The organism is Ramlibacter sp. (assembly GCA_019635435.1).
GTDB lineage: Bacteria > Pseudomonadota > Gammaproteobacteria > Burkholderiales > Burkholderiaceae_C > JAHBZM01.
The window spans coordinates 4224353-4241184 of the sequence record JAHBZM010000001.1; the positions used below are offsets into that span (position 1 = coordinate 4224353).

At 67.7% G+C, this 16832-nt stretch carries 22 protein-coding genes; all 22 read left to right on the forward strand.

Going from position 1 to position 16832, the window contains the following annotated elements; genetic code table 11:
* The first annotated feature begins 3 nt into the window (after positions 1 to 3).
* The 22 genes from KF796_20750 (at position 4) to KF796_20855 (ending at position 16826) form a co-directional block, all read left to right on the forward strand.
* On the forward strand, positions 4 to 213 hold the full coding sequence (locus KF796_20750) for a hypothetical protein (protein MBX3589067.1): 210 nt from the start codon (positions 4 to 6) through the stop codon (positions 211 to 213).
* A complete protein-coding gene (locus KF796_20755) occupies positions 213 to 548 on the forward strand; it encodes a hypothetical protein (protein ID MBX3589068.1) in 336 nt (111 codons plus the stop codon). Before KF796_20750 ends, KF796_20755 begins: the two co-directional genes overlap by 1 nt.
* Positions 545 to 859: a hypothetical protein gene (locus KF796_20760; GenBank protein MBX3589069.1), complete on the forward strand. Its 315-nt coding sequence runs from the start codon at positions 545 to 547 to the stop codon at positions 857 to 859. The genes KF796_20755 and KF796_20760 overlap by 4 nt, the downstream gene beginning before the upstream one ends.
* Positions 856 to 1152, forward strand: a complete 297-nt coding sequence (locus KF796_20765) for an ArsR family transcriptional regulator (protein MBX3589070.1) — start codon at positions 856 to 858, stop codon at positions 1150 to 1152. Before KF796_20760 ends, KF796_20765 begins: the two co-directional genes overlap by 4 nt.
* Positions 1153 to 1155: 3 nt before the next feature.
* The gene (locus tag KF796_20770; GenBank protein MBX3589071.1) at positions 1156 to 1746 is read left to right on the forward strand and encodes a DUF3486 family protein; all 591 of its coding nucleotides are present in this window, start codon (positions 1156 to 1158) and stop codon (positions 1744 to 1746) included.
* Positions 1727 to 3502, forward strand: a complete 1776-nt coding sequence (locus KF796_20775; GenBank protein ID MBX3589072.1) for a terminase family protein — start codon at positions 1727 to 1729, stop codon at positions 3500 to 3502. The genes KF796_20770 and KF796_20775 overlap by 20 nt, the downstream gene beginning before the upstream one ends.
* A 169-nt stretch (positions 3503 to 3671) precedes the next feature.
* Positions 3672 to 5306 carry a DUF935 domain-containing protein gene (locus tag KF796_20780; protein MBX3589073.1) on the forward strand — a complete coding sequence of 545 codons (1635 nt, stop codon included), beginning with the start codon at positions 3672 to 3674 and terminating at the stop codon, positions 5304 to 5306.
* A complete protein-coding gene (locus tag KF796_20785) occupies positions 5306 to 6592 on the forward strand; it encodes a minor capsid protein (protein ID MBX3589074.1) in 1287 nt (428 codons plus the stop codon). The genes KF796_20780 and KF796_20785 overlap by 1 nt, the downstream gene beginning before the upstream one ends.
* Before the next feature lie 96 nt (positions 6593 to 6688).
* Complete coding sequence (locus KF796_20790) at positions 6689 to 7174, forward strand: phage virion morphogenesis protein (protein MBX3589075.1); 486 nt, start codon at positions 6689 to 6691, stop codon at positions 7172 to 7174.
* Between the two features lie 59 nt (positions 7175 to 7233).
* Positions 7234 to 8337: a hypothetical protein gene (locus KF796_20795; GenBank protein ID MBX3589076.1), complete on the forward strand. Its 1104-nt coding sequence runs from the start codon at positions 7234 to 7236 to the stop codon at positions 8335 to 8337.
* A gap of 26 nt (positions 8338 to 8363) precedes the next feature.
* Positions 8364 to 8768 (forward strand): hypothetical protein, encoded by a 405-nt coding sequence (locus tag KF796_20800; protein MBX3589077.1) that lies wholly within the window; start codon positions 8364 to 8366, stop codon positions 8766 to 8768.
* A gap of 39 nt (positions 8769 to 8807) precedes the next feature.
* Positions 8808 to 9878: a Mu-like prophage major head subunit gpT family protein gene (locus tag KF796_20805; protein ID MBX3589078.1), complete on the forward strand. Its 1071-nt coding sequence runs from the start codon at positions 8808 to 8810 to the stop codon at positions 9876 to 9878.
* Positions 9879 to 9916: 38 nt separating this feature from the next.
* Positions 9917 to 10165: a hypothetical protein gene (locus KF796_20810; GenBank protein ID MBX3589079.1), complete on the forward strand. Its 249-nt coding sequence runs from the start codon at positions 9917 to 9919 to the stop codon at positions 10163 to 10165.
* Between the two features lie 138 nt (positions 10166 to 10303).
* Positions 10304 to 10516 carry a hypothetical protein gene (locus KF796_20815; protein ID MBX3589080.1) on the forward strand — a complete coding sequence of 71 codons (213 nt, stop codon included), beginning with the start codon at positions 10304 to 10306 and terminating at the stop codon, positions 10514 to 10516.
* A gap of 3 nt (positions 10517 to 10519) precedes the next feature.
* Positions 10520 to 10936: a DUF1320 family protein gene (locus KF796_20820; GenBank protein MBX3589081.1), complete on the forward strand. Its 417-nt coding sequence runs from the start codon at positions 10520 to 10522 to the stop codon at positions 10934 to 10936.
* Between the two features lies 1 nt (position 10937).
* Entirely contained in the window at positions 10938 to 11375 is a 438-nt protein-coding gene (locus KF796_20825; protein MBX3589082.1) for a hypothetical protein, read from the forward strand.
* Between the two features lie 12 nt (positions 11376 to 11387).
* Positions 11388 to 12143: a hypothetical protein gene (locus tag KF796_20830; GenBank protein MBX3589083.1), complete on the forward strand. Its 756-nt coding sequence runs from the start codon at positions 11388 to 11390 to the stop codon at positions 12141 to 12143.
* A gap of 5 nt (positions 12144 to 12148) precedes the next feature.
* Positions 12149 to 12589 carry a hypothetical protein gene (locus KF796_20835; protein ID MBX3589084.1) on the forward strand — a complete coding sequence of 147 codons (441 nt, stop codon included), beginning with the start codon at positions 12149 to 12151 and terminating at the stop codon, positions 12587 to 12589.
* Positions 12590 to 12618: 29 nt separating this feature from the next.
* Positions 12619 to 12768 carry a hypothetical protein gene (locus tag KF796_20840; protein MBX3589085.1) on the forward strand — a complete coding sequence of 50 codons (150 nt, stop codon included), beginning with the start codon at positions 12619 to 12621 and terminating at the stop codon, positions 12766 to 12768.
* Positions 12769 to 12777: 9 nt separating this feature from the next.
* Positions 12778 to 15783 (forward strand): phage tail tape measure protein, encoded by a 3006-nt coding sequence (locus tag KF796_20845; protein ID MBX3589086.1) that lies wholly within the window; start codon positions 12778 to 12780, stop codon positions 15781 to 15783.
* A 3-nt stretch (positions 15784 to 15786) separates the two neighbouring features.
* A complete protein-coding gene (locus tag KF796_20850) occupies positions 15787 to 16125 on the forward strand; it encodes a phage tail protein (protein ID MBX3589087.1) in 339 nt (112 codons plus the stop codon).
* On the forward strand, positions 16122 to 16826 hold the full coding sequence (locus tag KF796_20855; GenBank protein ID MBX3589088.1) for a phage minor tail protein L: 705 nt from the start codon (positions 16122 to 16124) through the stop codon (positions 16824 to 16826). Before KF796_20850 ends, KF796_20855 begins: the two co-directional genes overlap by 4 nt.
* Positions 16827 to 16832: the final 6 nt, after the last annotated feature.

Genomic DNA, 16832 nt, shown 5'->3' on the forward strand with positions numbered 1-16832 from the left:
GGCATGAACGAGGAACTCAACCGCTACCAGGCCGCCCGGGTCGACGCCATCGCCGCGGCCGCAAGCGCGCGCAGTGCTGTCGACGCCCATCAGGTTGTTGACCGTGACAGCGCTCACGTGGGCGATGCGCTGGCGCGCAACTGGGCCCGCCTGGCCAACAACCTTCAGGCCATCACGCAGCGCATTGATCAGTTGATCGCGCAGGGGGCCTGATGCGAGTCTGGTACACGCGCCTGCTGTTCTGGGCCGACGGCTTCACGCTGTGCCAGGGCCTCATCCTGCTGCACCCGCGTGCGCGCAACGATGCGGCCCTGCTCGAGCACGAGAAGGCCCACGTCGCCCAGATGCGGCGTGACGGCACCCTGCGCTTTTGGTGGCGCTACCTCACCTCTGCCCAGGCGCGGCTGGACTACGAGGCCCAGGCCTACAGCGTGCAGCTGCGCTACGCGCCCGGTTCGCTGCAAACCTTCGCGGCCTATCTCTCAAACAACTACGCCCTCGGCATCAGCCAAGACCAGGCCCGCGCGGCCATTGAAAGCAAAACATGAACCCTGGCGATCAGTCTCACATCTGGGGCATCGTGGTTGACTTTCTCCAGTTCGCCGGCGTGGCGTGGGTGGCGTTTGTGCAGTACGTGCGCAAGCCCGGCGAAGACGCCGGCGCGGCGCTGCAGGGCGTGACGGACCGCCTCATCGCGCTGGAGCAGGCGCAAAAGCACGTGGCCACCAACACCGACCTGGCGCAACTCAGAACCACGGCCGAAAAGACAGAGATCCGTGTCGAGGCGCTGGTTGAGAGCCAGAAGCGCTCAACCGTCCAGCTCGACCGCATCGAAAACTTCCTGCTCACCAGAAAATGAACTTCGCAGAATTCGAGACCGAAGACCGCCGCCTCGTGATCCTGCGCGGGCTCGAGTCCGCCACCCAGTACCGCGCCAACGCGTTCCTGATTCGCCGGTACTGTGACGCCGTGGCCCACGTCGTCAGCAGCGACCGCATCGAGCAGGATCTGGCCTGGCTGGCCGAGCAGGGCCTGGTCACGGTCGAAAGGCCCGAGGGCGTCACGGTCGCAACGCTCACCGCGCGCGGCCAGGACGTGGCCGCCGGCCGCGCCCGGGTGCCCGGCGTGGCGCGGCCGCAGCCGGGGGCATGAGCCATGCCGCCGCCCAGCAAGATCGCGCAGATGCCCGAGGAAATCCGGGCGTGGCTGCACAAGGCGTTTGTCGAGCGCGCGTTCGGCGACATCATCGAGATCACCGAACAGCTCAACGCCAAGCTCAAGGAAGCCGGCGTCGCCATCTACGTCGGCAAGTCCGCCGTCGGCGCTGAGAGTCAAAAGGTCAAGCGGGCCCAGGAAAGCATCAAGGCCGCCACCGAGGCGGCCAAGCTCCTGACCGACACCAGCCGCGACGACGGCAACACCCGCGGCGAGGCCGTCATGGCCATGATCGAAACCGACATATTCGACTGCCTGCTCACGATACGTGAGGCCGAGGCCATCGAGGACCCGGTCGAGCGCCTGGCCATCATGTCCAAGGCCGCCAAGAACATGGCGGGCCTGAGCCGCGCCCGCGTCAACCAGGCCCGCCACCGCCTGGAGCTGGACGCGCGGGTCCAGGCCGCGGCCGACAAGGTGGCCAAGCTGGCCAAAAAGGGCGGCATGGACGCCAGCACGGTCGAGGAAATCCGCCGCAACATCCTGGGCATCAAAGAGAAGGCCCCCGCCAATGGCAGCGCAGCCGCCTGAGCGCCGCCGCAAACCCGGCCAGGGCTCGCGCATTGCCAAGGCCGCGCGCGCCGTCGCCGCGGGTGTGGCCATTGCGTCCGCCTCGTCCGGCGCCAGCCCGCTGGACATTCGGCTGCAGCCGGACGATCCGCTGCAACTCACCCACCCAGCGCACCACACCGAGGCAGTGCCAGCCGTGTTGCTGGCCTACCAGCAGAACTGGATCGCGGATACCGCCCAGCTCAAGATCGCAGAGAAGGGCCGGCGCGTCGGCCTGACATGGGCCGAGGCCGCCGACAACGTGCTGATCGCCGCCAGTCAGGGCGGCAGCAACGTCTTCTACATCAGCGCCACGCAGGACATGGCCCGCGAGTACATCGAGGCTTGCGCCATGTGGGCGCGTGTCTTCGACTACGCCGCGGCCGAAGTCTCCGAGGGCCTCTATGACGACGGCGCCGAGGTCGCCGACCCGGCCAAGCGCTACATCAAGACCTACGAGATCGTTTTCCCCAAGTCGGGCAAGCGCATCGTGGCGCTCAGCAGCCGCCCCACCAACCTGCGCGGCAAGCAGGGCGTGATTGTGATTGACGAGGCCGCCTTCGCCCCGGACCTGGCAGCGCTCATCAAGGCCGCAATGGCCATGCTGCTGTGGGGCGACAAGGTCCGCATCATCAGCACCCACGACGGCGCCGACAACGCCTTCAACGAGCTGGTCCAGGAAGTTCGGGCGGGCAAGCGCGGCGGCCCCAAAGACGCCAGCGTGCACCGCATCACCTTCCGCCAGGCCGTGGCGGACGGCCTTTACCGGCGCGTGTGCATGCGCCGCGGCCTGGACTGGACGGCCGAGGGCGAGCAGGAGTGGGTAGACAAGGCGTACCGCTATTACGGCGATGCCGCCGCCGAGGAACTGGACGCCGTGCCCAGCCAGTCCGCTGGCGCCTACCTCAGCCTGGCGCTCATCGAGCAGCGCATGGTGCCGGCCGAGCCGCCCAACGGCCCGGCGCTGATCCGCGGCAAGTGGGACGACGACTTCGCCTATTTGCCCGAGGACGTGCGCGAGCACGCTGTCTCGGGCTGGCTGCTCGAAAACCTCTCCCCGCACCTGGGCGCGCTGCACAAGCAGCGCCGCCACGTCTTTGGCGAAGACTTCGCCCGCAACCGCAACCTCACAGTTTTTGAAGTGCTGGAAGAGGACGCCGCGATGGTCTGGCGCGTCAAGCTTCAGATCGAGCTGCTCAACTGCCCCTTCAGCTGCCAGGAGCAAATCCTCTACTACCTGGTCGACGGCCTGCCACGCTTTCGCGGCGGGGCAATGGACGCGGGGGGCAACGGCGCCGCGCTGGCCGAGAAGGCCGCGCAGCGCTACGGCACGCAGATGATTGAGCAGGTCAAGCTGCACGACGGCTTCTACCTGCTCAACATGCCCAAGTTCAAGAGCGCGCTGGAAAACGGCACACTGAAAGACCTGCCGCGCGACGCGCAGACCCGCGATGACCTGCGGTCGATCAAGCTGGTCAAAGGCATCCCAAAGTTGCCCCGGGGCGACACCAACATGAGCGCCGCGGCCAAGGCCGAGGCAGCCGAGTCCGGCGAAAAGCTCAAGCGCCACGGTGACGCGGCCGTCGCCCTGTTCCTGGCCGACTACGCAACCAGGCGCGAAGCCGGTGAGCTGGACTGGACGCCCGCGCCGCCAAAAGGCGACCGCTGGGGCGACGGCAACTCGCGGCGCGACCGCGACGACGACGGCTGGGGTTTCGACCGCAAATCGGGGGTCTGACCCATGCGGGCTGCAACCCCGACCGGGCTCTCCCTTCAAGAATCCATTTTGGACAGTCCAAAAGCGTCCGCAAGGCCCCTTAACCGCTGCGTCCGTACAAGTGCGGCTTCTGGGGCCGGCCCGGCCCCGGGCGCCGCAAGTTTCAAAGCCCATCACATCGGAGCCCACCATGAGCAAAATCGTTGACCAATTCGGCCGCGAGATCGACGCCGGAGCCATCCGGGCGCCCCAGACTCAAGACACGGCCATGATTGCCTCGCTCGAGCAGGAGCGCGACGCCCATCCGGCCAAGGGCCTCACGCCCCAGCGCATCAACGCCATCATGGCCGCGGCCGAGGAAGGCGACCTGATCCGCCAGCTCGAGCTCGCCGATGACATGGAAGAGCGCGACGGCCAGATCTTCAGCGAGCTGAACAAGCGCAAGCTGGCCCTCCTGAAGCTGGACGTGGACATCCTGCCGCCCGACAACGCCAGCGCCGCCGAGAAAAAGCAGGCCGACCAGGTCAAGGACTGGATCAAGTCTGTGCCCATGTTCAAGCAGCGCGTGATGCACAACATGACTGACGCCATCCTCAAGGGCTTTGCGCCTGTGGAAATGTGGTGGGAGCTGGACCAGGGCTTCCTGCAGCCGCGCTTTGAATTCCGGCCCCAGCGCTGGTTCACGTTGAACGAGCAGCGCAACCGGCTCACCTTGCGCAACAACGCCATGCAATACGGCGAGCCGCTGCGGCCCTACAACTGGATCATGCACCTGCACCCCGCGCGCAATGGCTACATCGCCCGGCAGTCTCTGAGCCGCGTGCTCATGCTGCCCTACCTCTACAAGAATTTCAGCACCCGCGACTTTGCCGAGTTCCTCGAGATCTACGGACTGCCCGTGCGCCTGGGCAAATACCCCACCGGCGCCGGCGACGAAGAAAAGCGCCGCCTGCTGCAGGCCGTGGTCGAGATCGGCCACAACGCCGCGGGCATCATCCCGCTGGGCACCGAGATCGACTTCGAGAACGCGGCCAGCGGTACCGAGGTGCCGTTCAAGATCATGCTCGAGCGCATGGACGCCATCGAGTCCAAGATCATCGTCGGGCAGACGCTGACCTCGGGCGAGGGGCAGCACGGCACCCAGGCGCTGGGCAACGTGCACAACGAAGTGCGGCTGGACATTCTGGCCGCCGATGCCGAGCTGCTCAGCCAGACCCTCACTGCCCAGCTCGTGGCGCCGATGGTGCTGCTGAACATCGGCGGCGCCGATCCGCGCCGCCTGCCGCGTTTTCACATCGAGGTGGAAGAGCCCGAGGACGTCAAGGCCTTCGCAGACAGCATGCCGAGCCTGGCCGGCTCCGGCATGCGCATCGGCGTTCAGTGGGCCCATGAAAAGCTGCGCATCCCGATGGCCGATGAAAAAGAGGCCGTCCTGGCCGGCAGCGCCGCGCCGGCCGCCGCGCCAGTTGACCCAGGTGCCGAGCCGCCCGCCGCGCCCGGCATGCCGCCCAAGCCCCCCGCGCCTGGCAAACGGGCGGCGCTGTCCGCCGCGGGCGCGCCGCCGCGTGATGCGCTGGACGAGCTGGTGGAGGAGGCCACCGCGGATTGGCGGCCGGTGATGGCGGGCCTGGTGCAGCCCGTGCTCGCGGAACTGGATGCAGCCATCGGCCGGGGCGACTCGCTGGCGCAGTTCCGCGCCCGCCTGCCCGGCATGATTGCCCTCATGGACGGCCGGCCCTTGGCCGAGGCGGCGGCGCGTGCCGGTTTCTCGGCCGCGTTGGCCGGCGCCGCGGATCTGGACCTTGACACCAACGTGGGCCTGTAATGCCCACGCCGCTGCCCAAGGGCCTGCGCCTCGGCCTGATCGAGCCGCGCGACGCGGTCGCCGCATTCGAGCGGCGCCAGCTGCTGCTCCCGTCGTTCCGGTGGGACGACGTCTGGCAGCAAGAGCACGCCCGCGGCGTCGCTGTGGCCGGCGTCATGAAGTTCGACGTGCTGCAGGTGTTCGCCGACGAGCTCGCCTCAAGCCAGGCCGCGGGCGGCGACTTGAGGGCCTTCCGCCAGGCCATTCAGCCGCGCCTTGAAAAGGCCGGTTACTGGGGCGACGTGGAAATCAGCGACCCCCGCACGGGAGAGGTCAGAACCACGCGCTTCAACAAGGCCAGGCTGGAGCTGATCTTTGACGTGAACACGCGCCAGAGCTACGCGGCCGGGCGGTGGGAACGCATCGAGCGCAACAAGGCGCGCAAGCCCTTCATCCTGTACCTCACCATGAAGGACGAGCGGGTGCGCGCCTCTCACCGCGCATGGCACGGCGTCGTCCTGCCGGTGGACAGCCCCTTCTGGGAGACGCACTACCCCCCCAACGGCTGGCGCTGCCGCTGCATCGCCATCGCCGTCGACGAGAAGGACATTGCGCGTTACATCGCCGCGGGCTTTGACATCAAGCGCGACATGCCCGAGGTCGCCCTGGTGGACTTCTTTCGCCAGAGCACCGACGAGACCCTGCAGGTGCCGCGCGGAATCGACCCGGGCTTTGCCTACAACCCCGGCAAGCGGCCCTACGCCGGCGTCTCCATGCGCGAACTGGGCGCCGGCGTGCTCAGCCTGGGCGCGGCTGGCACGCCGGCCACCTGGCGTTTGCCGCCGCCGCGTCCGGCGCCGGCGGGCGCCTTGCTGCCCGAGGGCAAGACGGCCCAGGAGTATCTGGACGCGTTCATGGCCGAATTCGCCGGCCCCGAGTTTGTCGACGTGCTGGGCGAGCCGCTGCTGATCACCGACGAACTGTTCCGCGACATCCGGGGCAATCTCAAGGTGACCAAGCGCGGGCGCGAGCGGTTCTTGCGCTTGCTGGCCATGACCATCAAAGACCCCGACGAGATCTGGATGGCCAGCGAAATGCACCACGCCCGCGGCGCCGATGTGGCGCGCCGCCGGTACGTCGCGCGCTGGCAGGTTGAGGGGCAGGAAAAGCCGGTGCTCGGCGTCTTCGAACTGGGCCGCGACGGCTGGCGCGGCGTGACCGGCTTCCAGGCCGAGACGCCCAAGGACGCGGCCGATCTGCTGGGCGGCGCACGCAAGGGGGAGATCGTTTATCGCCGCGCCAAATGAAACCGCCGGTCTCTGGCACAGATCCGGCGGTCAATCGTCACGAGGATTGGTGGCCGGTGCAGCGGCGGCTCGCTTCGATACCCGGAGTTTACCGCCATGACTGACAAACTTCAAATTGAGCTGGTCGGCGCCGCCGACATGCTGTCGCGGCTGAAAACCGCCGCGCAGCTGCTGGACGAGCCCTACGAACTCATGGACGCCATTGGCGCCCAGCTCGAGGGCAACGTCAATCTCAGGTTTGATACCAAGACCGACGCCGCCGGCAATGCCTGGGCGCCCGTGTCGCCCAACACCCCGCTGATCTGGGAGTCCATCCACGGCAGCCCCTTGCCCGGCACCCTGCTCGAGCGCACGCGCCTGATGCGCGGCAGCTTGGCCCACAACCCGAGCAATGACTCTGTCGAGGTAGGATTTAGCGCGCCGTATGCGGGCTACCATGTCACCGGCACCACCAGGATGCCCCGCCGGGACCCGCTGTTCGCCACGGTCAACGCCGACCTCACCCAGGGCACGATGGGCGCCGGCGACGAGGCCGACGTCCTGCAGGTGATTGAATCCTTCCTGTCTGAGTCGCTGGGCTAAAGACATTAAAGCGCTTTATATGTATTGAAGCCGGGCGCGCGCGCACAGTCCGGGCTTCAATGAAGCGCACTTTCACAGCCGTCCTTTCCGCCAGCCTTGCCCTGCAGGCCGGCGCCGCCGTGCAGATCCTGCCGTTCGGGGAATTTGCCGGGCGCACCGGCCGCCCCGGGCCGGGCCTGACCTGGAAAGTCAGTGATGCCCGCGGCGCTGCGCTGGCGGCTGTGCTTAACCAGCGCCACGCCGCCGGGCGCGCGGAGTTCAACTTCGACTACGACCACCAGACCATGCTGGTGCCAACCACGGGCCAGAAGGCGCCGGCCAGCGGCTGGGCCAGCCGGTTCGAATGGCGCAACGGCGTGGGCCTGTTCGCAACCGACACGCGCTGGACGGCGCCGGCTGCCGCCAGCATCGACGCGCAGGAGTACCGCTACATCTCGCCGGTCATCTCCTTTGACCCTGACACCGGCGAAGTCACCGACGTGCTTCACGCCAGCCTCACCAACTTCCCCGACCTGATGCAAATGGCGGCCGTGAGTGACGCCGTCGCCGCGCTGAACGCAACTTTCAACCACCAGGAGAACGACTTGACTCTGCTCGCATCCCTTTTGACCGCCCTCGGCCTGCCCGCCGAAACCACCGAAACCGCAGCGCTCACCGCAGTGGCCGCCATGAAGGTCAAGGCCGACAAGGCCGCCGCCGTGCCCACGGCGCTGTCCGCGGCGCTGGGCCTTGCCGCCACGGCCGACGAGGCCGCCGCGCTGTCAGCCGTCGCCGCGCTCAAGACGCAAGGCGCCACCGGCGACGCGACCACGCTGCAGACCATCCAGTCCCTGCAGGGCACCGTGGCCGCGTTGACCGCCAAGATCACCGAGGGCGAGGTCAACGGCCTGGTCGAGGCCGCGATCAAGGACGGCAAGCTGCTGCCCGCCCAGAAGGACTGGGCCATTGCGCTTGGCAAGTCCAACGTCGCCCAGCTCAGCGCCTTCATCAAGGACGCGCCCGCGGTGGCCGCCAGCCTGGCCGCAACGCAATCGGGCGGCCAGGGCCAGGGCGGCAACGGCGCCGCCGCCGTGGTCACCGGCACGGAGACGGCCGTGCTCAGCGCGATGGGCCTGTCCGCCGATGAATTCAAGGCCGGCGCGGGCACCGTCGCCGCCGCCTAACCCGATCAACTCCAGGAGCAACCAGCATGACTGCATTGACCGTCGCGCGCGACACCCAGCGCCGCGAAAATCTCCAGCTCAGCCTGCCCATGTCGGCGAGCAAGATCTATGAGGGCGCCATCGTGTGCCTGAGCGCAGCGGGCTACGCCACCAAGGGCGCCGTGGCCACCACGCTACGCGCCGCTGGCGTGGCCGAGGCCACGGTGGACAACAGCGCCGGCAACGCGGGCGACGTGTCCATTGACGTCAAGCGCGGCACGTTCAAGTTCGGCAACTCGGCCTCGACCGACCAGATCACGCTGGCCGACTACGGCAAGGACTGCTACATCGTCGATGACCAGACGGTGGCCAAAACCGACGGCACCGGCACCCGCTCGGTCGCCGGCAAGATTCGCGGCGTGGACACCGACGGTGTCTGGGTCGAGTTCTGAGCCGCGCCAACCTCCCGCAACTTCAAGGACTTTTCCCCCATGAAATCAAGCTCTCGCTCCCTCGTCTTGTTCGCGGCCGTGCTGGTCGCGGGCGTGATCGCCGCCGCCTGCAGCCCCGCGTTCGCGCTGACCGCGCCCAGCGCGCTGCAGCTGGCGCCCGCCGTCGGCTCTGCCGGCCAGCTCACTGACTGGCAGCTCGCCAGCCTGTGCTTTGGCGGCCTGACCATCAACCCGGCCAATCTGGCCGTGCTGAACCAGGCATTCAACGCCGCGTTCAAGAAGGGCCTGGGCCGCACCAAGCCGGTGTGGGACCAGATCGCCATGCTCATTCCGTCGACCACGGCGGAGAACGTCTACGCCTGGCTGGCCGCCAACTTCCAGATCCGCGAGTGGATTGGTGACCGTGTCATGCAAAACCTGGCCGATTACAACTACGTGATCCGCAACAAGGACTTTGAAGGCACGGTCGAGGTGCTGCGAAACGCCATCGCCGATGACCAGTACGGGATCTACTCGAGCATGTTCGAGCAGATGGGCGACAGCGTGACGCAGTTCCCGGACAAGCTGGTGTTCCAGGCGCTGAAGGCCGGCACCACGTCCCAGTGCTACGACGGCCAGTACTTCTTCGACACCGACCACCCGGTGGGCCTGCCAGGCAAGGAAGTGTCGGTCTCTAACCACATGGGCGGCGCGGGCGAAGCCTGGTACATCCTGGACACCAGCAAGGTCATGAAGCCCATGATCTTCCAGGAGCGTGAGAAGTTTCAGATGGTGCGGAAGGACAAGGCTGACGACGACAACGTCGTGTTCCGCAAGAAGTACATCTACGGCGTCGATGGCCGCAGCAACGTGGGCTACGGCCTGTGGCAGCTGGCGTTCGTCAGCAAGCAGACGCTGGACGCCACCAACGTCCGCGCAGCCCTCACCGCAATGGGGTCCCAGAAGGACAACAACGGCGAGCCGCTGAACACGATGGGCACCACGCTGGTGTGCTCGCCCAACCTGTACGAAACGGCCGTTGACCTGATGGCCAAGGACTACCTGGCCGCGGGCGAAAGCAACACCCTCAAAGGCCGCCTCAAGGTGGTCCAGAGCGGCTACCTGCTGTAAGCCGCAGCCGCACCCTCCCGCAACTACCAGGAGCCCCAATGGCAGACCCGAAACAAACCGCCTCCAAGCCCGCCAAGGGCAAGGTCCCCGCGCTGCGCGTCGTCGCGCGCCGCGACAGCTTCCGCCGCATCGGCCGCCGCTTCGGCGCCGAGCCGGTGGACATCCCGCTCAGCGAGCTGAAGAAGGCCGAGATCGAAGCGCTGCGCGCAGACAGGCTCCTCGTGGTGCACGAGGTCGAGATCGACGGCGGCGAAGCCGCGGCGGACCCGGCTGCACAGAACACCTGATGCAAGGCCAGGCTTTGATCGGCCAGCTGGGCGAAGCGCAGCTCGGCGGCCGGGAGCCTCAGTGAAGGGCGGGGGCGCTAGGCGCCACACGTGGGTGGCGCTTCCCCGCCTTTTTGTTTTTTTTCAGGAGAACCGACCATGAAGAAGTCCTACATCGTGCTCAGCCAGGTGGAGCTGGACGGCAGGCTTCACCCCGTCGATTCGACCATTGACCTGGCGCCCGAGGCCGCTGCCTATCCGCTGGCGCGCGGCGCCATTGCCCCGGCCCCCGCTCAGCCCATCACGCGCGCCCAGCGCCGCGCGGTGCCCGCCGTAGTTCTCGGCGACGTTGACCCCCAGGCGGGCAGCTGAGCCATGCCCTACGCCTCTGCGCAAGACATGATCACCGCGTTCGGGCAGGCCGAAATGCGCGATCTCACGGACGTGGGGCCCCAGCGCCTGGACGACGTCGACATGACCGTGCTGAACGCCAAGCTGCAAGAGGCCAGCGCGCTCATTGACGGCTACCTCGTGGGCCGCTACCCGCTGCCGCTGGCCGAGCCGCCGCAGGCCTTGCGCGTGCACTGCCAGGGCCTGGCGCGCTACCTGCTCATGACCAATGCGCCCGACGAGCGCGCCAAGGCCGACATGGCCTCGGCCTACAGCTACCTCAAGCTGGTGAGCAGCGGCATGATTGCCCTGCTGCCCCCCGCGCAGGCGCCCGTGCCCACCGGCATGGGTCCTGTGGTGTTCAACGCCGGCGCCAAAGTGTTTGGCCGGGGAGACGACTGACATGGCCAACGCTGCATTGCTGGCCGACTACCTGTTCCTGCAGGAGCTGATCGAGGCGCGCGTGCGCGGCCAATTGGGCCAGGACGTGCCGGTCATGCCCGTTGACGAGATGGCCCAGGTCACCGAGGCCAACCTTTCGCGCGACACCGTGTTTGTTCTGTGGGACGGCGAACGCTTCCCCGACGACGCCGGCGGCGGCTCCAGCACGATGGTCACCCAGCGCTACACGCTGCTGCTGGCCAAGAAGAACGCGCGCCAGGCCAAGGGCGCGCGCAATGAATCGGCCGGCCCGCTGCTGGCGCGCCTGCACAAGGCTCTGGCCGGCTGGACGCCCGAGGGAGCCATGCGGCCCTTTCGGCGGGCCAACGGCCGGCAACCGAACTACCGCGCCAGCGTGGCGCTGTATCCCCTGACGTTTTCAATCAATCTCACCCTCTGAAGGAGCTGGAACATGAGCGGATTTTCTGGACAAGGCAAAGTGCTGGTCGGTCTTCGCAACGCCAACGGCACGCCGGGCCTGCTGCGCTGGCTCGGCAACGCGAGCAAATGCTCCCTCACAGTCGAGGAAGACAGCGAAGAGCGCAACGAGAGCTACAGCGGCAACCGCCTGCCGCACCGCAAGCTCACGCGCAGCCGCAAGGGCACGCTGAGCATCGTGCTGGACGAGTTCAGCAATGACAACCTCGCGCTCGGCCTGGTGGCCAGCGTCACGACGGTGGCGGCCGGCGCCGCGGTGGTGGGCTATGCCTTCCCCGAGGGCGCCAAGGTGGGCAGCATCCTGGTGGCGCCCGCCAAGAACCTGAGCGCGGTGGCCATCAAGGACTCCACCGGCGTGCCCCTGGTGCTGACTGCCGGCACCAACTACCGGCTCGACGCATTTGCCGGCACCGCCGAGCTGCTGGACATCACCGCGGGCGGGCCCTACGTGCAGCCGTTCAAGATGGACTACACCCCGGGGGGCTATACCAAGGTGGGGGCGCTCAACCAGGCTTCGCAGGACCTGTACATCCGGTTCGACGGCGTGAACACCGATGACGGCACCCGCATCATTGCGGACATCTTCCGCGCGCGCATCAAGCCGGTCAAAGAGCTGCCGTTCATCACCGACAGCTACGTCGACTTCGAGATGGAGGGCACGGTGCTGAACGATCCGACCAGGGATTCCGACAGCGCCGACGGCCAGTTCTTCAGCATCGTGACGGAGTGAGCAGCATGAGCGAGGCTGAAAGGGACCCGCTGGAGTTCGTGTCACCGGCCGAGCGGCCGATGACCGTTGAAGGCGTGCAGCTGCTGATCACCCCGCTGCTGGTCAAGGAACTGCCGCGCGTGATCCGGGCGGTTGACCCGCTGCTGTCGACGCTGCTGATCGAGGGCGACACGCTGGACGCGCAGCGCCTCGTGTCGCTCATGGGCTCACACGGCGAGGCGATCATCGAAGCGGTGGCCATCTGCGTGCGGCGCCCGCCCGAGTGGGTCGGCAACCTGCTGCCCGACCGCCTGGTCGCGCTGGCGCTGGCCTCACTGGAGGTCAACGCCGATTTTTTCAGCCGGGCGCTGACGGCCGCAAAGGCCCAGGCGCCAAAGCTCGCGCCCACGGTGGCCGCGCGGATCATGGCGGGCTCCTGGCCTGGAGCGACGCCTTCGACCGGCTGATCGCAGCGGGCCACCGCCACGGTGAAGTCATGGGCTACACCCTGCGCCAGTTCAACACCTACCTTGAACTGGCCGGCCGGCGGGAACGCGATGCCCTGCGCTGGAGCCTGATCGCCCCGGCGCTCGCGCAAGGCGGCGGCAAGGCGCTGCAGGCCGCGCTGCGCAAACTCAAGGACTGACCGCGCACCATGACCGTCGAAGCAAAACTCAGGGTTACGCCGCAGCTCGAAGCGGCCGTGGCCGGGCTGCGCGGCCTGGTGCGCGAAGTGCGCGCGCTGGAAAGCGGCGTCCAGCAGGCTGACCGGGCCAACACGTTCAAGGGCACGCATGCCGGCATTGACGGCATTTCCAGCCGGCTGCGCGCAGCGCACGCCCAGCTGCTGGCGTTCTTCGGGCTGCAGCAGGGCGCGCAAGGCGTCGCCGCACTGGCGCGCATGTCCGACGAATACCAGTCCATGAACGCGCGCCTGCGCATCATCACGCAGGGGCAGGCGGAATTCAACCAGGCGCTGGGCATCGGGCGCGGGCTGGCCGCGCAATACAACGCGCCGTTGAATGAAACGGTGTCTCTGTACACCCGCATCCTTTCGGCCGTCCGGCCGCTGGGCGGCGGCCTGCGTGAGGCGAGCGTGGCCACCGAGGCTTTGCTGGCCAGCCTGAAGATCACCGGCGCCGGCGCCGCCGAGTCCGCCAGCGCGATCTTGCAGTTCAGCCAGGCGCTGGGCTCGGGCGTGCTGCGCGGCGAGGAGTTCAACGCGATCAACGAGGCAGCGCCGCGGCTGCTGGCGGCGCTGGCCGACGGGCTGGGCAAGCCGCGCAGCGAGCTGAAGGCGCTGGCCGAGCAGGGGCAGCTGACCACCTCGGCCATCGTCAAGGCGCTGCGCAATCAGCTGCCGGAGCTCAAGGCCGAGGCGGCCCAGATCCCGGCCACCATCAGCAGCGGCGCGCAGCAGGCGCGCGACGCCCTGCAGCAGTTTGTGGGGCAGGAGGCCCAGGGGTACGCGCGCTCCCTGGTGGACCTGCTCAAGCTCATCGCCGAGAACATCAAGGAGATCGCCACCGCGCTCACATTGCTGGCCGTTGCGCTGACGGCCGGCGCTCTGGGCCGCGGCGCCGCGGCCGTGTTCGCGGGATTGGCCGGAGGGCTGGCCGGCGTCACTTCCGCTACGGCCCTGCTGTCCGTGGCTTTTCGCGGGCTGCTGGCCCTGGTGGGCGGCCCGGTAGGCCTGGTGGTCACCCTTGGGCTGCTGGCCGCGGCCTGGATCGGCCTGGGCAACGCCAAGAACAAGGCGCAGGCCCGGACGGCCGAGCAAGTCCGTGACGAGCGCCTGGCGGTGCTGGCAGAGATCGAAGATCTTAAGAGCGGAAAGGCCGGCGTCAGCTACTACGAGCGCATCACCGAAGCGCGGGCCCGGCTGCGCCGCCTCGATGCCGAGGCCAACGGCTTTGCTCAGAAGTCCTTTGAAACCTTCCGAAAAGGTGAATTGACGAGCGACCCGGGGGGCATAAATCTAAGAGACCCAGCGTCCATCAAGAAATTCGAGGAAGCCAACAAGCTGCGCTCCGACATCGTGAAGAAGTTCGCGGACGAGCGCACGGCCTATGTCAAGGCCAAGGACGCCGAGATCGCGGCCGCGCAGGACCAGGGGAACCTGGCCGAGGCCAAGCGCCTGACGCGCGACAAGGCGGCCTACCTCAAGGAGCAGGCACGGGCGGAAAGCGAAGCGCTCAAGACCTATGACCAGCGCGGCGCGGTCACGCGCCTGGCGCAGGCCAAGGCCCTTTACGACAAGGACTTCGAGCTGCTGGCCGATGCCGCCCAGCGCGAGGCCAAGCTGTTGCAAGAGCGCTTTGATCAGGGCCTGGTCGACCTGCAAAGCTACCTGGCCGAAAAGAAGCGGCTGCAGGACTCGGACGCTAACTTTGAAATTGACCGCCTCACGGCAAAGCGCGTCGCCGAGGAAGAAGCCCTGGCCAAGAACCGCAAGCTTTTGGCCGGCGCCAAGGACGCCAACGCGCGTGACGCCGCGCAGACCGCCGTCATTGACGGGCAGCGTCGTGTGCTCGAGCTTGACACCGAGATCGCCAAGAAGGAGCGCGACCGCCTGGACAATGCACGCGCGCTCACGGAGGAAGCCCAGCGCCTGAGCGCCGAGCTGCGAGACCAGCAAAAGTCAATTGAAACGCAGCTGAAGCAGGCTCGCGGCACCGAGACCCTTGCGGACATTCAACGCCGGGTCCAGGATCAGTTCGCCCCGCAGCTCGCGCGCGAGTTCCAGCTTGGCGGCGACGGCTCTGGCACGCAGGCGCTGATTGACACCACGGTGAGGCGCGAGGCGCTTGCCAAGGTGCAACGCGAATTGGCCCAGGCGCGCACCGAACTGAGCCAGCGCGAAGAGGCCGTGCGTATTGCAGAAGACGCCGGCGCCGTGACGGCCGAGGAAGCCGAGCGCCGCGTGCTCGCCGCGCGCCGCGAACAGCTGCCGGTGCTGCAGGCCATTGCGCAGCAGCTGCGCGCGCTGGCCGTCAGCCCGGAAGAGCAGGCGCAGGCCGCCGCCGCGGAGCTGGAGAACAAGCGCCTTTCAGACTTGCGCAGCTCGGTGCAAAAGACGCTGGACGCCAACGCGCGCAGCGGCTTGGGCCAGATGTTCGCCGACATCGTTTCGGGCGCCAAAACGGCCGGAGAGGCGCTGCGCGGCATGCTGGCCAGCTTCGCCCAGCAGATGCTCAACCTGATCAGCCAGCGGTTGGGCAACCGGCTGTTTGAGTCGTTCGGCCTGGGCCGCGTGGTCGACGGCGCCGCGTCGTTCATCACCAGCGCTTTTGGTTTCCACCAGGGCGGCGTGGTCAGCGCGGGCGGGGCCAGCTTCACACGCGCGCTCAACGTGTCGCCCTTGGCGGCCGCGCTGGCCCCGCGCTACCACGTCGGCGGGATCGCCGGCATGAAGCCCGGCGAACGGCTGAGCGTGCTGCAGGACGGCGAAGAAGTCCTCACGGCCGATGACCCGAGGCATGTGCGCAACTACCGCGGCAGCGGCGTGCAGATCTCCAGCAGCGTCACGGTCAACGGCGCCAGCGGCGACCGGGCCCAGCAGCAAGGCGCCGGCAATGACCTGAACCGGCTGATCGAGGGCGCTGTAGACGCCTGGGCTCTCAAACAAAGCCGCCCCGGCGGCATTCTGGCGAAGGGGTAGTCAATGGCCGTGTTTGATTGGGCCGAGAGCAGCAACCTGAGCCTCGAGGAAGAACCCCGGGTGAATGCCACCCAGTTCGGCGACGGCTACGAACAGCGGGCCGCTGACGGCATCAACGCGCTGGTGCAGCGCTGGGACTTGAACTTCGAGGAGGTGGACAACGCCATCGCCGACGAGATCATTGCCTTCTTGCGCGCGCGTGCCGGCGTGGAGGCGTTCGACTGGACGCCCAAGTGGGGCACGGTGGCGATCAAGGTGCGGTGCCCCAAGTGGTCGCGTTCGCCGGACGGAGAGGGGCTCAGCCGCATTGCGGCGCGTTTTCAACAGGTATTCGAGCCATGACCAATATTGCGGGCGACGTCAGCCGGCTGGAGATCTCGGCGCCCGTCGAGCTGTACGAGCTGGACGCCGCTGTCGTTGGCGGCGGGGTGCACCGCTTCGCCAACATGACCAATGAGCTGGGCACGGCGGTGGTCTGGCAAGGCCAGTCCTACAGCCCGTTTCCCATTGAGGTGACCGGCTTTGAAAACTCCTCCGACGGCCCGCTCGCCCGACCGAGGCTGTCGGTCTCCAATGTCAACGGCATGGTGGGCGCCCTGATCCGCGACTACCAGCGCCTCGAGGGGGCCAGCTTCATCCGCCGGCGCACGCTCGCCAAGTACCTGGACGCGGCCAACTTCGCGCTGGGCGTCAACCCCACGGCCGACCCCACGGCGCATTGGCCCGACGAGCTCTGGCTGATTGACCGCGTCGACCAGCGCAACAAGTCGGTGGTGGTCTGGGAGCTGTGCAGCCCGCTTGACTGGGCCGGGGTGATGCTGCCGCGCCGTCAGATTCTCGCCGCGGCCTGCGCCTGGAGGTACCGCGGCTCGGAATGCGGCTACACCGGCGGGCCGGTGGCGAAGGCCGATGACTCGGCGACCTCCGACCCGGCGGCTGATTCCTGCGGCCGCCGGCTGACCTCTTGCAAGCTGCGCTTCGGCGCGACGGCGGAGCTGCCGTTCGGGGGCTTTCCAGGCGCGGGCACCACACGCAACGTATGAGGCAAA

Excerpts from the sequence above, each read along its gene's own strand:
- KF796_20750 (MBX3589067.1), top strand. The coding sequence starts at position 4 with ATGAACGAGGAACTCAACCGCTACCAGGCCGCCCGGGTCGACGCCATC.
- KF796_20810 (MBX3589079.1), top strand. The coding sequence starts at position 9,917 with ATGGCAGACCCGAAACAAACCGCCTCCAAGCCCGCCAAGGGCAAGGTC.
- KF796_20780 (MBX3589073.1), top strand. The coding sequence starts at position 3,672 with ATGAGCAAAATCGTTGACCAATTCGGCCGCGAGATCGACGCCGGAGCC.
- KF796_20785 (MBX3589074.1), top strand. The coding sequence starts at position 5,306 with ATGCCCACGCCGCTGCCCAAGGGCCTGCGCCTCGGCCTGATCGAGCCG.
- KF796_20830 (MBX3589083.1), top strand. The coding sequence starts at position 11,388 with ATGAGCGGATTTTCTGGACAAGGCAAAGTGCTGGTCGGTCTTCGCAAC.
- KF796_20770 (MBX3589071.1), top strand. The coding sequence starts at position 1,156 with ATGCCGCCGCCCAGCAAGATCGCGCAGATGCCCGAGGAAATCCGGGCG.
- KF796_20850 (MBX3589087.1), top strand. The coding sequence starts at position 15,787 with ATGGCCGTGTTTGATTGGGCCGAGAGCAGCAACCTGAGCCTCGAGGAA.
- KF796_20800 (MBX3589077.1), top strand. The coding sequence starts at position 8,364 with ATGACTGCATTGACCGTCGCGCGCGACACCCAGCGCCGCGAAAATCTC.
- KF796_20855 (MBX3589088.1), top strand. The coding sequence starts at position 16,122 with ATGACCAATATTGCGGGCGACGTCAGCCGGCTGGAGATCTCGGCGCCC.
- KF796_20820 (MBX3589081.1), top strand. The coding sequence starts at position 10,520 with ATGCCCTACGCCTCTGCGCAAGACATGATCACCGCGTTCGGGCAGGCC.
- KF796_20795 (MBX3589076.1), top strand. The coding sequence starts at position 7,234 with ATGAAGCGCACTTTCACAGCCGTCCTTTCCGCCAGCCTTGCCCTGCAG.
- KF796_20790 (MBX3589075.1), top strand. The coding sequence starts at position 6,689 with ATGACTGACAAACTTCAAATTGAGCTGGTCGGCGCCGCCGACATGCTG.
- KF796_20805 (MBX3589078.1), top strand. The coding sequence starts at position 8,808 with ATGAAATCAAGCTCTCGCTCCCTCGTCTTGTTCGCGGCCGTGCTGGTC.
- KF796_20815 (MBX3589080.1), top strand. The coding sequence starts at position 10,304 with ATGAAGAAGTCCTACATCGTGCTCAGCCAGGTGGAGCTGGACGGCAGG.
- KF796_20775 (MBX3589072.1), top strand. The coding sequence starts at position 1,727 with ATGGCAGCGCAGCCGCCTGAGCGCCGCCGCAAACCCGGCCAGGGCTCG.
- KF796_20825 (MBX3589082.1), top strand. The coding sequence starts at position 10,938 with ATGGCCAACGCTGCATTGCTGGCCGACTACCTGTTCCTGCAGGAGCTG.
- KF796_20845 (MBX3589086.1), top strand. The coding sequence starts at position 12,778 with ATGACCGTCGAAGCAAAACTCAGGGTTACGCCGCAGCTCGAAGCGGCC.
- KF796_20840 (MBX3589085.1), top strand. The coding sequence starts at position 12,619 with ATGGGCTACACCCTGCGCCAGTTCAACACCTACCTTGAACTGGCCGGC.
- KF796_20835 (MBX3589084.1), top strand. The coding sequence starts at position 12,149 with ATGAGCGAGGCTGAAAGGGACCCGCTGGAGTTCGTGTCACCGGCCGAG.
- KF796_20760 (MBX3589069.1), top strand. The coding sequence starts at position 545 with ATGAACCCTGGCGATCAGTCTCACATCTGGGGCATCGTGGTTGACTTT.
- KF796_20755 (MBX3589068.1), top strand. The coding sequence starts at position 213 with ATGCGAGTCTGGTACACGCGCCTGCTGTTCTGGGCCGACGGCTTCACG.
- KF796_20765 (MBX3589070.1), top strand. The coding sequence starts at position 856 with ATGAACTTCGCAGAATTCGAGACCGAAGACCGCCGCCTCGTGATCCTG.